This is a genomic window from Streptomyces flavusporus, from assembly GCF_046267975.1.
GTDB lineage: Bacteria > Actinomycetota > Actinomycetes > Streptomycetales > Streptomycetaceae > Streptomyces > Streptomyces flavusporus.
Genome location: NZ_CP176503.1, coordinates 1047000 through 1062133 on the forward strand (window position 1 = coordinate 1047000; position 15134 = coordinate 1062133).

General features: G+C 68.3%; 15 protein-coding genes and 3 pseudogenes. 3 read left to right on the forward strand and 15 right to left on the reverse strand.

Features of this window, described 5'->3' with window-relative positions; all coding sequences use genetic code 11:
- Positions 1–378: 378 nt before the first annotated feature.
- From ACKTSN_RS05325 to ACKTSN_RS05370, 10 genes and pseudogenes are all read right to left on the reverse strand, one after another.
- The gene (locus tag ACKTSN_RS05325; RefSeq protein ID WP_409468009.1) at positions 379–831 is read right to left on the reverse strand and encodes a PaaI family thioesterase; all 453 of its coding nucleotides are present in this window, start codon (positions 829–831) and stop codon (positions 379–381) included.
- Positions 780–1664, reverse strand: a complete 885-nt coding sequence (locus tag ACKTSN_RS05330) for a 4'-phosphopantetheinyl transferase family protein (RefSeq protein WP_409468010.1) — start codon at positions 1662–1664, stop codon at positions 780–782. The genes ACKTSN_RS05325 and ACKTSN_RS05330 overlap by 52 nt, the downstream gene beginning before the upstream one ends.
- Positions 1592–2356: a ketosynthase gene (locus ACKTSN_RS05335; RefSeq protein WP_409468011.1), complete on the reverse strand. Its 765-nt coding sequence runs from the start codon at positions 2354–2356 to the stop codon at positions 1592–1594. The genes ACKTSN_RS05330 and ACKTSN_RS05335 overlap by 73 nt, the downstream gene beginning before the upstream one ends.
- Positions 2353–3576 carry a beta-ketoacyl-[acyl-carrier-protein] synthase family protein gene (locus ACKTSN_RS05340; protein ID WP_409468012.1) on the reverse strand — a complete coding sequence of 408 codons (1224 nt, stop codon included), beginning with the start codon at positions 3574–3576 and terminating at the stop codon, positions 2353–2355. Before ACKTSN_RS05340 ends, ACKTSN_RS05335 begins: the two co-directional genes overlap by 4 nt.
- A gap of 121 nt (positions 3577–3697) precedes the next feature.
- Positions 3698–4942 (reverse strand): MFS transporter, encoded by a 1245-nt coding sequence (locus tag ACKTSN_RS05345; protein WP_409468013.1) that lies wholly within the window; start codon positions 4940–4942, stop codon positions 3698–3700.
- A 208-nt stretch (positions 4943–5150) separates the two neighbouring features.
- Positions 5151–5405, reverse strand: coding sequence for a hypothetical protein (locus ACKTSN_RS05350; protein ID WP_409468014.1), 255 nt, complete (start codon positions 5403–5405; stop codon positions 5151–5153).
- A 21-nt stretch (positions 5406–5426) separates the two neighbouring features.
- Positions 5427–5750: a hypothetical protein gene (locus tag ACKTSN_RS05355; protein WP_409468015.1), complete on the reverse strand. Its 324-nt coding sequence runs from the start codon at positions 5748–5750 to the stop codon at positions 5427–5429.
- A gap of 13 nt (positions 5751–5763) precedes the next feature.
- Positions 5764–6213: pseudogene (locus ACKTSN_RS05360) on the reverse strand (transposase); the annotation flags it as partial.
- A gap of 79 nt (positions 6214–6292) precedes the next feature.
- Positions 6293–6529 (reverse strand): transposase, encoded by a 237-nt coding sequence (locus tag ACKTSN_RS05365; protein ID WP_409468016.1) that lies wholly within the window; start codon positions 6527–6529, stop codon positions 6293–6295.
- A 164-nt stretch (positions 6530–6693) separates the two neighbouring features.
- Positions 6694–7427, reverse strand: a pseudogene (locus ACKTSN_RS05370) (IS256 family transposase); the annotation flags it as partial.
- A gap of 232 nt (positions 7428–7659) precedes the next feature.
- On the opposite strand from ACKTSN_RS05370, the gene ACKTSN_RS05375 reads away from it, so the two are divergent.
- The gene (locus ACKTSN_RS05375) at positions 7660–9213 is read left to right on the forward strand and encodes a permease (RefSeq protein WP_409468017.1); all 1554 of its coding nucleotides are present in this window, start codon (positions 7660–7662) and stop codon (positions 9211–9213) included.
- A gap of 413 nt (positions 9214–9626) precedes the next feature.
- Here ACKTSN_RS05375 and ACKTSN_RS05380 read toward each other — a convergent pair.
- The 5 genes and pseudogenes from ACKTSN_RS05380 to ACKTSN_RS05400 all read right to left on the reverse strand — a co-directional run.
- A pseudogene (locus ACKTSN_RS05380) lies at positions 9627–10013 on the reverse strand (Tn3 family transposase); the annotation flags it as partial.
- A 33-nt stretch (positions 10014–10046) separates the two neighbouring features.
- Positions 10047–11207: an IS30 family transposase gene (locus ACKTSN_RS05385; protein WP_409468018.1), complete on the reverse strand. Its 1161-nt coding sequence runs from the start codon at positions 11205–11207 to the stop codon at positions 10047–10049.
- Positions 11208–11250: 43 nt separating this feature from the next.
- On the reverse strand, positions 11251–11694 hold the full coding sequence (locus ACKTSN_RS05390; RefSeq protein ID WP_409468019.1) for a transposase: 444 nt from the start codon (positions 11692–11694) through the stop codon (positions 11251–11253).
- 7 nt (positions 11695–11701) lie between these two features.
- Complete coding sequence (locus tag ACKTSN_RS05395) at positions 11702–12196, reverse strand: (2Fe-2S)-binding protein (RefSeq protein WP_409468020.1); 495 nt, start codon at positions 12194–12196, stop codon at positions 11702–11704.
- Positions 12197–12325: 129 nt separating this feature from the next.
- Complete coding sequence (locus ACKTSN_RS05400; protein WP_409468021.1) at positions 12326–13525, reverse strand: CaiB/BaiF CoA transferase family protein; 1200 nt, start codon at positions 13523–13525, stop codon at positions 12326–12328.
- A 302-nt stretch (positions 13526–13827) separates the two neighbouring features.
- On the opposite strand from ACKTSN_RS05400, the gene ACKTSN_RS05405 reads away from it, so the two are divergent.
- A complete protein-coding gene (locus ACKTSN_RS05405) occupies positions 13828–14304 on the forward strand; it encodes a hypothetical protein (RefSeq protein WP_409468022.1) in 477 nt (158 codons plus the stop codon).
- A gap of 214 nt (positions 14305–14518) precedes the next feature.
- A complete protein-coding gene (locus ACKTSN_RS05410; protein ID WP_409468023.1) occupies positions 14519–15088 on the forward strand; it encodes a hypothetical protein in 570 nt (189 codons plus the stop codon).
- Positions 15089–15134 lie beyond the last annotated feature (46 nt).

Below are 15134 nucleotides of genomic sequence, written 5' to 3' on the forward strand. Positions count from 1 at the left end.
AGTTCGGTGCTGTTCGGTCCGGAGCCCCTATGCTGCCGATGACTTGGGACAACGTGGGTGGGACGAAGCCCATGGCAGAGCATGCCGAGGCCACCGACCGGGCGGGCACGTACGAGGAGGCGCTGCGGGATCAGGCTGCTCACCTGAGCCGTCTGAGGGTGGAGCGGGGCAATCCGTCGCTGCGTGCCATCGAGGCCCGCGCGCGAAAGCTGTTCGCCCAGGAGCAAGCATCTCATCGCCCATCTGGAGAACTGGTGGGCACTGGCCCGCCACCTCGGCCTCCGCGAGCACATGGGCGACACCGTCCAAGCCATCGCCAGCCTGCTGTCCCATCAACAGGCCCCCCAGTGAGAAGTCCGCTCGGCAACAGTTGCATGATCAACGACTGTTGATCATGCAAGTAAGCTTGGCCGAGCAGGTCAGACTGCCTTGGTCGTCACTGATCGCGATCTCGTACGTGGCGACTCGGGTGCCCTGGTGGAGCGGCGTGCACACGCCGGTCACGATGCCTCCTCGGGCTGGGCGGTGGTGGGTGCAGGACAGTTCGAGTCCTGCCACGGCGCCCTTCGGTGCGGCGTGCAGGCTGGCCGCGATCGAGCCGAGCGTCTCTGCGAGCACTGCGTTCGCTCCACCGTGCAGCCAGCCGAAGGGCTGCTGGTTGCCCTCCACCGGCATCGTGCCGACCAGCCGGTGCGGATCCCATGAGGTGATCTCGATGCCCATGCGGGTGGCCAGTTGCTTGTCGGCCAGGTGCGGCGGTATGGACAGCATGCGGGGCGTCATGGTGTCGGTCGGGCGGTTCTCACCCGTACCGGCGGTGGTGGTCTCCATTGAGTTGCCTCCTGGGCGACGGCGATATCGGTCGGTGAAGGGGCGCCACGGTCCCGGCCGAAGTCGAGCAGCGGCTGGGCTTCCGCGGGCAATGCGAGGGAGGCAGAGTAGCCAGGTCCGGCAGGCAAGTCGCGTATGGCCCAGGTGACGGTGGGACACCCCGCGACTCGGTGTTCGACGACGGCTCTCGGTTCCCAGGGCTGTACGTCGATCTGCGACAGGATGGCTTCGATACCGATGCCGCTGGCCTTGACGACGGCTTCCTTTCTGGTCCAGCAACGTATGAAGGCGGCCTGGCGCAGGTATGGCTCGATGTCTGCCAGATAGTCCCGCTCGGCCTCGCTCAGCACGGCGGAGCTCAGGGTGTTCAGGCTGACGGGCCGGACCCGTTCGATGTCGACCCCGATCCGCACGCCGTCTGCGGCCGCGAACAACCAGTGGGGGCCAGACCGGGAAAGACTCGACTCCCACGAGGTGCGCGGCCAATCGACGACCGGGCGACCGTGGTCTGGTTTGCCGCAGCCGGGGCACGGGCGTCGGCCGAAGTGGATCTCCCCGGCGGGGCTGCCCAGCCGCTCGCCCAGGCATCGGCGGGCGGCGGCATGCGCTGCCGCGTACGCCGCCGCTCGGCGGGGTTCCCGGAAGCGCCGTGCCCTGGCCTTCTCTTCGGGGGAGAGGACTGCGAGGTCCCGTGGGTCGGGGCATCTGACGGACCGCCCCGACCGCACCAGCACCCGCAGGAGTGCACGAGGGAATCCCGTCACGCGACCGGGCTCCCATAGGTCTCGCAGAGCACGACCAGTGGGGTGAGCCAGCCGAAGGCCGCAGCCCACTCCGGCGGAATTTCCGTCCCGTCCTGTGGGAACACATCGCTGGTCACGGCCGGGAGCCGGGACAGGCCGTCGTCCGGGCCGCTCCGCCGCAGCAGCAGTCCCACGGCGACGTCATTGGCGGGCAGCCCACCGAAGGCTGCCTCCCCGGCCAGTGAGGTGGTCACCCAGCCAACCCGCTCGTTCGGGGCCGACTCGACGCCCACGACGAGAACTTGGTGCACATCGCCCGAGCCCATCAGGACATCGACCAGGCGAAGGGCCTCGACCGCCAGGTCCGCGCCACCCGAGACACAGTTGAGTGGCCCTGTGATCCCGTACTGCTTCGTCAGGTGACCGAGGATCGAGGTGGGCACCGACTGGAGGAACAGAAGGGGGTTGTGTACGTGGCCTGCGATCATGTGCTGGGTGAACGTGTCGGCCGTGACCGTGTCGCCGAACATCGTCGCGAGGACGATCCCGGTCCGTCGGCCGGCCGAGCCGTCGGCACCGGCGAACGTCTCCGGCTCTCCGAGACAGGCAGTGCCGACTGCGTGCACCAGCGGGCCGAACCGTGAGCCGACGAAGCCTCTGACCTTGGGCAGGGCCACGTCCGCGGCACCCGGCAGGCCCTCGGCTGCTTCGCCCCAGGGAGTGCGTACCGCCGTCGCGACCACTGAGAGGCGGGGGGCGACCACCGATGCTGCTGTCGTCACACCGACTCCTTCTGATCGTCCGATGAGTGTGCCCGCTCCAGCACCAGGGCCGCGTTGACCCCGCCGAAGGCGGCATTGAGGGAGAGAGCGTGCGTGATCCGGGCCAGGCGAGCGGTGCCGGGTATGTAGTCGAGGTCGCACTCCGGGTCCGGTTCATCGAGCCCCATGGTCGGCGGAAGCAGCCCGTCCTGGAGGGCGAGCAGGGTGATGACGGCCTCCACTGCGCCCGTGGCCTCCAGCATGTGACCGGTGGTGCTCTTGGTGGAGCTCACGGGGATGCTCAGTGCGTGCGGGCCGAACACCGCGTGCAGGGCCGCTGTTTCGGCCACGTCGTTGAGCTCGGTTCCGGTGCCGTGAGCATTCACGTAACCGACCTGTTCAGGGGCAACCCCGGCCCGCAGCAGCGCGGTCCGCGCCGCTGCGGCGAGTCCGGCGCCCTGCGGATGAGGCTGAATGGCATGGTGCGCGTCCGCTGTCATGCCCCATCCGGAGACCTTGGCCAGGACCTCGGCGCCGCGAGCCCGCGCCGCGGCGGCCGACTCCAGTACCAGGACGGCCGCGCCGTCACCCTGCAGCAGCCCGGAGCGGCCCCGCGAAAAGGGGCGGACCCTGTCCTCCTGCGTGAGCGCCTTCCCGGAGTCGAACCTGGCGAAGACGTCTTCGGTGACCATGGACGCGCCACCGCACACCACTGTGGTCGCGGCGCCCGTACGGATCAACTGCGCGGCGTGCGCGATGGTGTTGGTTGCTGCGACACAAGCGTTCACGAAGGCCAGCCGTGGGGCACCCAGGCCGAGTTCCTCGGCGAGCCGGTGCGGGATCATGCTCGCCAGACTGTCCAGTGTCCGAGGGGCGCCGGGCGTACGTCCGCCCTGTATGTCCTCCCAGAAGTGCCGCCCCGTGGAGTGGTCGCCGTTGGTACCCAGCAGCACCGCTGCCCCGGCTCCGTCGGAACCGGCCATCTCCAACGCTGCCCTGGCGCAGGCGAGGAGCACTTCGGACTGGCCCGGAGTGTAACCGGGCCGCACCGGTACGCCGGGGATCTCGGGCCCGTCCCCCGTGTACTCCGCCGCGTACTTCGCGAAGTAGGGAGCCGAGTCGAAGCGGGTGACGGGTCTGAAATCGGGGTGGCCCGCGAACACTCCTACGCGCAGTGCCTCGGCACCGAAGCCGAATGCGGTGAAAACGCCGTATCCAGTGATCGCCACTTCATGGGTCATGGTCAGTGGGCTCCATCGGCCGATATGGAGTCAAGGGTCTCGTCGCACATGGTTCTCCTTCGGGGTACGGACGAACGGGCCTCAGCATCGGGGGCCTGCGCGGCGAGGACTGTTCGCAGGTTCAGCGGGCGTCGGTGGGTCCGGCTGCCTCAGTGGTCTTGGCGGACCCCGACGACTCTGCGGTCTCGTGGGCCTTGGCGGATCCGGCCGCCTCGGCTGCGGGAACGTGCGTCCCGGATGGGGCGGGCAGGCACAACACGAGGAGCGCGAGGATCTGGAGCATCACGGTCGTCACCATCAACCAGGTGCTGCCATGGGTCAGCATCAAGCCGCCGGCGAGACTGCCCACGGCCTGGCCCGCATAGACGGCGGAACCGTTGAGTGACAGCGCTACCGGGCCCCGCGGACCTGCGGTGATGATCAGCCGCTTCTGCTGGGCGGGATTGATGACCCAGCCGATCAGTCCCCAGAGCGCGATCAGCACGTACAGCAGCACGCCGCTGACGATCGTGTCGCCCATGTCCGCCCAGGCGTAAAGCGTCAGCAGCCCCAGGGAGATGACCATCAGGGCCGAGGCGAGAATCGCGACCCGGCGGGGCGGGTAGTGGTCGATCAGCCAGCCCGCTGCCATGTTGGACAGCACACCGCACAGACCGTAGAGCAGGTACACCCAGGAGACTGCACCGGAACCGATCCCCGCTGTATGCTCCGCGAACCAGGGGATGTAGGCGTAGAGCGCGAACATGCTGCAGTAAGTCAGCATGCTGCCGAGCAGGATCGTGGGAATACCGGGGAGCTTGGCGGCACGGGCCCGGTCTGCGAGGGAGGGGATGTTCGTCGCCGGCGTCGGGGGCAACACCCGCGCCAGGCCGATGAGGGCGATCAAGCTGAGGACCGCGACCAGGACGAACGTGGCACGCCAGTTGGCGGTGTTGCCGATGATCGTACCGATGGGTACCCCCAGGGCGCTGGCGAGCGTGAGTCCGCCAAGCACAGTGGTGAGCGCCCGTCCGCGCTCCTCGGGGCGCGCGACGGCCGCAGCGCTGGCCGACGCGGCGGGCATGAAGATGGCGGCGGAGAGCGCCGCCACGATACGGGCAGCCATCAGCACGGTGTAGTTCGGGGCAGCCGCGGCCAGCACGTTTGCCGCCACGAATCCGGACAGCGCGATCATCAGTACCCTGCCCCGGTCCAGGCTGCCCGTGGCAACCGCCAGGAAGGGCGCTGACAGGGCGTAGACACCGGCGAAGACGGTGACCAGCAGACCCGCTGCCTCCAGTGAGACGTCCAGGCCCTTCGCCAAGGAGGGCAGGACGCCGCTGATCACGAAGGCGTCGGTCCCCAGTGCGAACGATCCGAGTGTCATCAGCAGGATTGGCTTCCGCGCCGCTCCACTGGGCAGGGTTGCGGTCAGTCCGTGAACACGCATGATGGCTGTCTGTCTCTCTCACATATCTGGTCGGTTGGACGCCTGGTGGCGTCGGGAGCCGGGCGTCCGTTCCGGGGTTCGGGCCGTCGGTCGGGGCCGCGCGAGCGAAATCCGGAACGGACGGACTGTCGGCTCGGCCGACAGGTTATTGGCTCTTGACGCGCTCACGATCGTTTGTGGCCACCCGGCCCGGCGTCGCCGAGGCCAGGTAAGCGGGCAGCTCGGCGTACTTCTCACGGAGCTGGCGCTTGAGCGTCTTCTCAGTGGGACCCACCGGGATGTCCGCTTCGATGACCGCGAGCTCCAGCACGGCCAGCTCCGGCTGGCCAGCGGCGGTCAGTGCGGAGTTGGCCCGGCTGAGCAGATCGGCCGGGTCGGCTTTCGACGGAGCAATTGTCAAAAGCTGTGGATCAGTAGCTGTTCATACGGTCTCGTGGTTCAGGTGGATGAGCCCTTCGATGGAGCCCAGGCGGGCCTGCAGGGCGGGGTGCGGGGTCGGGGTGGTGGTGAGCAACAGCACTTGGGCCGCCGGGTGTTCCGGAGCGTAGAGGTCGTCTTCGCCGTCGTCGCCGAGGATCGGGGTGGGCTGGATCTCGATCCGTCCGTTGGGGCTGCCGGCGAGGTGGTAGACGCCCCGGTAGTTGCTGTCGCGCTCGGTGAAGAGCAGCCCGAGGCAGTCGCTGACGAGCCGGACCAGCTCGTCGGCGGTGTGGGTGCTGGTGCCGTAGGTGTGGTGGTCGGTCATGGTGCACCAGACCCTATGCCGCGGCCGTGGCGGGACGCTCGACCAGTTGGCCGCGTTCGAAGCGGGCCCCGGCACGAACGAGGGCGACGAGGTGAGGCGCGTTTACCGCCCGCCACCGCTGCTGGGCGGACTCGACGAGCTTGAAGACCATTGCCAGGGCCGCGGTGCGGGAGCCGGCCCCGCGAGTGACCTTGGTGCGCAGGCGGACGGTGGCGAACGTGGACTCGATCGGGTTGGTCGTCCGCAGATGGATCCAGTGCTCGGCGGGGAAGTCGTAGAAGGCCAGCAGCTCGGCCTCGTCGTCGGTGATCTTCTTGACCGCCTTGGGGAACTTCGCGCCGTAGAGCTGGGCGAATGTCTTGATCGCCTTGACCGCGAGGTCGCGGTCCTCGGCGTTGTAGATGTCCTGAAGCGCCTTGCGGGCGCCGGGCTGGGCCGACTTCGGCAGAGCATTGAGCACGTTGGGCCTGTTGCGTTTTCGCCTGCTGGGGCATGGCATTGAGGAGCTGGGGAAAGCCGGGCGGGGCGGCCCGCCCTCACCGCTATCCGGCCACGGTCCGGGTCTTGTGCGGCAGGGAGTCGGGTGCGGTGCGGAACAGAGTCAGCAGATTGAGAGTCAGTGCCGCCAGCAGTGACTCCTCCTGGACGGCCTGCAAGCCTCGTCGGGCGAAGCGTCGCAGTCCGATGAGGTCCTTGAGCTGGGCATTGGGGGTCTCGGCGATCGGACCGCGTCGGCGATAGGCGGCCGCGCCGTGCGGGGTGCGCAGACGGTGGTCCATGGCGCGGATCGGGTCGGCGTCCGCCGGTGGCGGTCCCTGGGCCGGCTCGGCTGCGGCCCGTTGCTGCAGGGAATGCTGCCTGCCGGTGGCGATGAGCCGGTTTGGCCACCCGCCGAGTCTCCCAAATCCCACAAGCCCCAGCAGGCGAAAACGCAACAGGCCCCGTTGGCCGTTTTGTGAACCCAGCACCTCTGATGCCGGGAGGCGGGGAAGACCTCGGCCAGGGCCTTCCAGAAGCCGAGAGCCCCGTCGCCGACCGCCAGGACCGGGGCACGCATCCCCCGGCGGGCGCAGTCGCGCAGCAGGTCCGCCCAGGACTCGCCCGACTCGCGGTAGCCGTCCTTGAGCGCGACCAGCTCCTTGCTGCCGTCCGCGCGCACGCCGACGAGGACGAGTACGCAGGCTTTGGCCTCCTCCAGGCGAACATTGAGGTGGATGCCGTCGGCCCACACATACACGTAGTCGACCTCCGCGAGGTCGCGGTCCATGAACGCGGCGTGGTCGGCCTGCCAATGCTGGGTCAGCCGCGTGACCGTGGCCGGAGACAGCCCGGCCGAACTGCCCAGGAACTGCTCCAGCGCGGGCACGAAGTCGCCGGAGGACAGGCCGTGCAGGTAGAGCAGCGGCAGCACCTCGCTGATCTTCGGGCTCCTGCGGCACCAGGGCGGCAGGATCGCGGAGGAGAACCGCTTGCGCTCGCCCGTGGCCTCGTCGACGCGTTTGTCGTTCACCCGCGGCGCCTTCACCTCCACCACGCCAGCCGCGGTGGTGACCTTCTGGGCTGGTGGTAGCCGTTGCGGACCACGATCCGTCGGCCGTGCTCGTCCCGCTGGTCGGCCAACTCGGCTATGTACGCGTTGACTTCGGCCTCCAGCGCGGCGGCCAGCATCCTTCGTGCCTTCCCGGCCGGTGCTGCGAACACCGGTCTTGCTCGGTGACCTATCGATCAATCACCCGGGAAGGTACGTCCTCCCCGAGCCGATCCACAGGTCTTGAGCATTGCTCACCCGCCGGCTGACCCCACAGCAGAGTCCTGGCAGTACATCACCGGCTTCGGCCAACTCTTCCCGATGAACCAGGAGACCTATCCTCACACAGCGGTCGAAACCGGCGGTGCTATCGCCGTTTTGATGGCCGTACCAGCCCTGGCACTGCTGGTTGTGGCCACCCGCGTCGGATCGGCGACCCGTGACCGCCGAAGCCAGCTCATCAACGCCCTGGGCGCCTCTTGGGCCCACCGAGCCGTGATCAACATCGGGGAGGCCTTCGTACCGGCCGCTGCCGGAACCCTGGTGGCTCTCATCCCGGCCGCACTGCTGCTGGCCACCGATGTCCGCCTGCCTGGCACCGGCTACATCATCAACACAGCCGACACGCGCCGGGCGTGGCCCGAACTGGCCGGCGCACTCGCCGTATCCCTGGTCCTTACCCTGCTGCTGGTCGTGATCCTGCACCGGGTGCAACGCTCCAAGACGGCCACCCGGCCAAGCACATCCACTTCACGGCTGCCGAAATGGCGCCTGGCCCTGTGCGTGGTCGGCGTCCTGGCGATCGCCTTCAGCCAGTACGCCCCAAAGGGCCCGGACATCGCTATCTTCCTGGCTGGCACCGTCCTGATGTGGGCCACGCTGCCCTCAGTGATCGCCCAGCTATCCATCGCCAACGGCAAACGCATCGCCGCCAGCGGCTACCGCAACGGGAATCCCGGCCGGCTCATCGCAGGCCGCTGGACCGCAGCCCACCCGGGCGTCCTGGTGCGCCTCTCCGTGGTCTTCATCATCGGCATCGGCCTCATCAGCCACCTCCAGGTCTGGAACAGCCGCCTGGGAGACAGCGCCGCCGCCGCACAGCGGATCACCCAACGCGTCGGCGACACTCTTTACACCGTCCACAGCAGCACTCTCACCTCCGGCGCCGTCAAGAACTTCTCACGCGACCTTCCCGACGGGACGCATCTCCTGGTCGCGACCACCCATCCTGAAGGTGACCACCCTCGCATCGACCTGGCGGGATCCTGCCCCGACCTGAAGTCCCTGCGCCTGCCCTGTCCGGCCACCGCACAGCAGGTCGCCACGCGCGATCCCCGGCTGGAAGAACTGGCCCGTCCCTACGCAGGCAACCTCACTGTCCGGGCCGTCAGCGGCGACTTGTCCGTCAGTCAGATCAACGGGTCCCTCATCGTCACCACCGATGAACCCGGGCACCGTGCCGAGATCGAGAAAGCCGCCTACGCTGCCCATCCTGGCATCAACGTCGACACGCCCGGAGAAACCTGGGTGATCGGCGCTCAACAGAAGAACAAGCTCAACAACTGGCTCTTCCTCTTCGGCGGTACCGGCCTGGCACTGCTGCTCGTGGCGGGGCTGATCAGCGCCGCCGCAGAGTTCGTACGCATCAGGGCGGGGCTGGCACCACTGAGCGTTCTGACCGGCAACGACCAGGTCTTTCGTACGATCGCCCTGTGGTATCTGACTGTGCCGCTGCTGATCGCGACCGCCCTCGCGACCTTCATCACCAACTGGCACTCACTGTTCTTCGTCATCTCCCTGCGGGAGGGCAGATTCTCCTGGCCGGTCCTGGCCACCGCAGCCACCGGCTTCTCCCTGGCCGCCGTGGCCATCGGCCTCCTCGCGGCGCATTCCGCCCGCCGTGCCGCACCATTCTGGAGACCAAAAGCAGACTGAGTGGGCTGCTTGAGCTGCCCGGGTTTCGTAGAAACCGGTGATTTTGTTTCAGGGCGGTCTGCGGAGTGGGCTGTCGCCACCTTCCTTGTGAGGTGGCGAGCCGGAGCTGCCCGGATCCAGTAAAGGTGTCCGGGTGCCCGAACCGCTGCTCCTGCTCACCCGCGACATCGCGAGCGGCTTCACCACCCGGATGGACAACCGCACCCGCGTCACGTCAGGTGACCTCTCCTGACGTGGCGCCGCACGTGCTCCAGTGGCCCGGGCAGGCTGCGTACGGCCCCGCCCAGGCGTCCGGGATATTCAGCGCACCCACTTGTATTTGTCGTCCGGGCCCCATCCAGCGCCGCGGTCGCAGTTGAGCAGCTCATTGATCTCGTCCTCGCTGAGGACGTAACGCATGTCGTCCATGCTCCTCATGATGCCGACGCGGCCGCAGGGTACGCCGCTGGCTTGACAGTCTCCGCATCGGGTGCAGTGCGGGGGCCGGGAACGGCCGCCCCGAGGGCCAGGCCAAGCCGGTTGTTCATGTCCAACTCGAATCGGCCGTAGGGGTTGATGTGGGTCCAGAACAGCGGGGACAGGGCCCGCCGGTCCGCGTCCGTGAGCCGCTTTTGCCACTTCTCCTCGCTCAGGATGTCCTGGAGGAGCAGGGTGTTGACGTGCACCAACGCCGACTGGAGCAGATGCAGGGCGAGCATGGAGACCTCCTGGGACTCCTTGTCGGAGCCGGTCAGGTCGCTGTCCTTGCCGTAGAACAGGTCGTGGTTGGCGGAGTTCCAGTTCTCCACTACCTGGAGCCCGTCGTTGAGGCGGTTTCCAGCAGTGGTTGCGAATCACCTGGTCAATGGGCCTGTCAGGGATTCTCGCATGGCCTCGGCGGGGGTCTTGTCTCCGAGCACGATGCGGGGTCGGTGGTTGAGCTGTCGGGCGATCTCACGGAGGTCCCGGGCGGTGTGTCCGGACAGGTCGGTGCCCTTGGGGAAGTACTGCCGCAGCAGGCCGTTCGTGTTCTCGTTCGTTCCGCGCTGCCAGGGCGAGCGCGGGTCGCAGAAGTAGATCCGAAAGCCCGTCAGCGCCTCGATCTCCTCGTGCAGCGTCAGCTCGCGCCCCTGGTCCCAGGTGAGCGTCTTCCTGAGCTGGGGCGGGATGTGGGCGGTCTGCGTGATCAGCGCGTTGCGGATCTGCGGGGCCTTCCAGCCGTGCGGCAGGTGGATCAGGTGGACGTAGCGGGTGGTGCGCTCGACCAGGGTGCCGATCGCCGAGTTCTGTCCGCGGCCGATGATGAGGTCGCCCTCCCAATGCCCGGGAGTTTTACGGTCGTTGACCTCCCGAGGGCGCTGATGGATCAGCGTCATGTTCTTGATCTTGTTCAGGGTGGGGACGCCTCGACGCTGCTTCCTGCGACGGGTGCGGCCGGTGCGGAGCTTGGCGTCGCGGCGGCCGAGGAGGCCGGCGAACAGGGCCCGGTAGATGGTCTCCGGGCAGGCCCGCATCGCACTGTCGTGGGTGTACTCGCGGGCCAGGTAGCGCGCGATCTGCTGCGGTGACCACTTCTCGGTGAGCTTCTCGCGTACCAGCGTCCGCAGCGGCTCGCTGCCGCGGATCTTCTCCTCCTTCGGGCGGTGGCGCCGCAGCAGGGCCTGGTTGTGCGCCCACCACGGGTGGTAGCTGCCGTCCGGCTTGGCGTTGCGCTTGATCTCCCGGTAGACGGTCTGAAAGCTCTTGCCGATGGCTGCGGCGATCTCCTTGACGGTCTGCTTGGCGTGCAGGCCGTCGGCGATGGCGATGCGGTCGTTCTGGGTGAGGAAGCGCGGCGACACCGGGCCGGGGTCGGGGACGATCATGCTTCCAGCTTCGATGAACCAGTTCGAACCACAGCTGGCGGATACCCCAACCACTCGGGCGGCAGCCGCACCCTTGTAGCCCTCCCGCAGCAGCTCGAAGTACCGCTTCTTCACCGCGGTCGGCATCTTGTTGGGGGCGTACTCCGGCATCCGAACGCTCTCCTTCCGAGGCGTTCGCAACCACCGATAGAACTCAAGCAGCCTCGAAGACCCGGTTCGGCCGAGCCGAACGGGAAAGCCAACGGCGGAAGTAGGCCAGCAGCGACGGATCGAACGCCATGTCGTTCAGGCCCAGCCCGCACGCGGCCTTCCACCGCAGGTCACACCGCAGTTCCTGGACCGTTTCGAAGTCCGACAGCCCGTGCAGGGCCTGCAACGTGATCGCGGCGGCCAGGATCTGCGGCGGCATGCTCGGCCGCCCGTTCGCCGACGGATACATGTCCGCGAACATCTCCGCCGGAAACAACGCACCGCGATGTTCGGCCAGAAACGCGAACACACTCCCCGCCGGGATCAACTCCCGGCAGATCTCCCACACATCCGGACCGACCGTCTCCCCGGCCCACTCCCCCATCACCACGAAAACAAGTCTGGTCCCGCCGCTCACGCGGCGGGACCAGAACCCCAAGATCTTCATGAGCCTTCTAGGCTCCGTCGCGGACAGCGTGGATCGCGGCCCGTATGTGGGGGTAGGCCGCGCAGCGGCAGATGTTGCCGCTCATCCACTCCTTGATCTCGGCGTCGTCGCCCACATGGCCCTCCTTGAGCAGCGCCACGGCCGACATGATCTGGCCCGGAGTGCAGTAGCCGCACTGGAAGGCGTCCTCGGCGATGAACGCCTGTTGCATGGCGTGCAGCTCATCGCCCTCCGCCAGTCCCTCGACGGTGGTCACCTCACGTCCCTCGCAGGTCATGGCGAGCGTGAGGCAGGACAGCACACGATTGCCGTCCACCCACACCGTGCAGGCGCCGCACGTGCCCTGGTCGCAGCCCTTCTTCGCCCCGGTCAGGTGCAGATGTTCGCGCAGCGCGTCGAGCAGGCTGACACGTGGCTCTGTCTCCAGGAAGTGCTGGACACCGTTGACCGACAGCCTGACCGCGTACAGACATGGGTCACCTCCGGGGAGAGACCTTTTCATCCTTATACGGGCAGATATGTGCTGCAACCGTAGGGTTCCGCCATAACCGACCGCGCGCCGGCGTCCCGTGAGGCGGTGACCGTGGCCGCTTCCGGGTGAAGGCGCGAACGGCGTACGGGGGCGGGGAGTTCAGATGACGTGGTCGGCTCGCAGTTCGTCGATGTCCGCCGCGGTGTAGCCCAGTTCGGCCAGGATCCGGTCGGTGTGCTCGCCCGCGGCCGGTACGGCCCCCATGCGCGGTGCCGTACCGGCGAGATCGACCGGCGGCAGCAGGGCCGGTACCCGGGCTCCGCCGGGGAGCGGGATGTCCCGCCAGCGGTCCCGGGCGCTGAGCACCGGGTGCGCCAGGAACTCCTTGACGTCGTTGACTTCGGAGTTGGCGATGCCCGCCTCGTCCAGTAGTTTCCTCACTTCGCCGCTGTCGGACTCCCGGAAGCGTTCGGCCACGATCGCGTTCAGCTCGGTGCGGTGGGCCACCCGTGCGGAGCCGGTGGCGAAGCGAGGGTCGTCGACGAGGTCGGGCCGCCTGAGGAACTGCTCGCAGAGGGCGGCCCATTCGCGTTCGTTCTGGATGGAGAACAGGACCTCCTTGCCGTCGGCCGCGGTGTAGGTGCCGTACGGGGCGATCGTGGCGTGCTGGGTGCCGAGGCGTGGGGGCTGGGTGCCACCGTGCCGGGTGTAGTAGGCGGGCTGGCCCATCCACTCGGCCAGCGCCTCGAACAGGGAGACCTCCACGGCCCGTGCCACGCCCGTGGTCGCGCGGGTGAACAGGGCGGTGAGGATGCCCGAGTAGGCGTACATCCCGGCGGCGACGTCGGCGACGGAGATCCCCGCCCGAGCGGATCCGTGCTCGTTGCCGGTCAGCGACACCAGGCCCGTCTGGCACTGCATGAGCAGGTCGTACGCCTTGCGGTCGGCCCAGGGCCCGGTGGAGCCGTAGCCGGTGATGGAGCACGGGATCAGCGACGGGAAGCGCTCGGCGAGGGCCTCCCTGCCCAGGCCCGCCCTGGCGGCCGCGCCGGGCGCGAGGTTCTGCACGAACACGTCCGCTCCGCCGAGGAGTTGGTCCAGCACCCGCCTCCCCCGGTCCGACTTCAGGTCGAGGGAGAGGGACTCCTTGGAGCGGTTGAGCCAGACGAAATAGCTGGACTCGCCGTGCACGGTGGTGTCGTACCGGCGGGCGAAGTCGCCGCCGCCCGGGCGCTCCACCTTGATGACCCGGGCGCCGAGGTCGGCGAGCTGACGGGTGGCGAAGGGGGCGGCCACCGCCTGCTCGACGCTGACGACGGTGATGCCGGACAGCGGTGGGTCTGCGGGGTGCTCGGTCATACGGCGGCCTCCAGGAGCGGGTGTACCCCGACGGTATTACCCACCCCGGATCACGCGCCGCGCCAGATCACGCGGCGTCCAGGCTCACTCGTAGAACCGCGTCACGCTCTGCAGCACGCACGCCGGCTTCGCGCCGCCCCGCGCACGGCCTCCAGCGCAGCGCCCGGCAGCGGTGGCGTGGGATGGGTGCACTTCACGCGGTGCTTGCGGAGGAGTGGCCGTTGGTCTTAGTGCTTTCTTCCGAGGCACGTTGCGCCGAGAGACCGATTCCCGCCCTGCTGGGCGATCATAGTGTGGACCGCATGAGCGATGCAGCGCACAAGACCTCCCACGACCGCGCGTTGGACGTTGTCCGGGGCTACGCGGACCGCGACGCCCTCGCGGTTCAGGGGGCGCTGGCCGGTCTGGACGCGGGCAGCTGGACAGAGGTGTACGCCGTCCTGAGTGGTCTGCTGCGCTCCACCGTCAGCATCATGGAGCTGACCGGCAGGCAGTGGAAACCGGGCGACCTGGTTCGGCATGCCGACGAGGTCGCCACCGCGGCCCCGCCCCACTACGAGTTCGCCGTTGCCGAGGCAACGCGGGCCTGGGCCCGCGGAGACCAGTCCGCGATGCGTGCGCTGTCGGGCCGCGACCTCCCGGGGGCCGTGCACATGACGGCCGTAGGCGTCGCCGTTCTGGGTCTGGCGCTGTGGGGCAGGACCGGATTCCATGGTGTTCTCAAGGAGTTCCACGAGACCGTCACCGCGCTCGTGAACGATCGGCCTTCCGGCGTCTGACCACTCGCACCGGTGCGTCCGGATCAACAGACTCTCGTCGGCTTCGTCGTCGATGCCACCTGCCTGCGAAGCCGGCGAGAACCCCTTACCTCCTGCCAGGTGGCCGAACCCTTCACAGAAGCGGAGTGTTTCGCTTGTCCAGAGCCGCGCTGAACCGGATCGTCGCCGGCGAGTTCCTCAGGGACTCGCCGGCTCCGGACGGTGAGGACGCGCCATGAACTTCCGGACTCCGCTGTCCGCCCTGTTCCCCGGAACCTCGGGCCGGCTCCTCACCGCCCTCGTCGATCACCACGCCGCCGACGCCGCCAGGCCGCTGACGCTCAACGAACTGTCCAAGAACGCCGCAGTGACGCCCACCCAGCTGGAAGCGGCACTCTTCCGCCTCGGCCTGCTCGGCCTCATCGCCCCCAGGCGCAAAGGAGCAGCCGTACATCTCGTCGCAGGCCACATCGCCTGGGCCGCTCTGCATCAGCTGACAGACCTGCGTAGCCGCGTCATCGACACGGTCCGCGAGCAGGCGCAGGCACACCTCCACCCGGCACCGGCCTATCTCGCGCTGAACGGTGCCGTCATCGAAGGAACGGCATCACATCCTGCGGACGTACTGGAGCTGATCGTCGTTCCGCCGGCAACTGCCTCGGCCGACTGGCAGCATGGCGTCGCCGCCCTCGTCACACAGCTGTCCCGTGCCCTGGGCAACGTCGTCGTCCACCGCAGTGCCCATGACACCCGAGAGGCGGAGGCCATGGGCGGGAGGAGCGCCGTGCGCGTCTTCCCGCCGTGATGGCAGCAGGGAGAGGTTGTCACCCGGTCATGGTTCCGATCGCCGG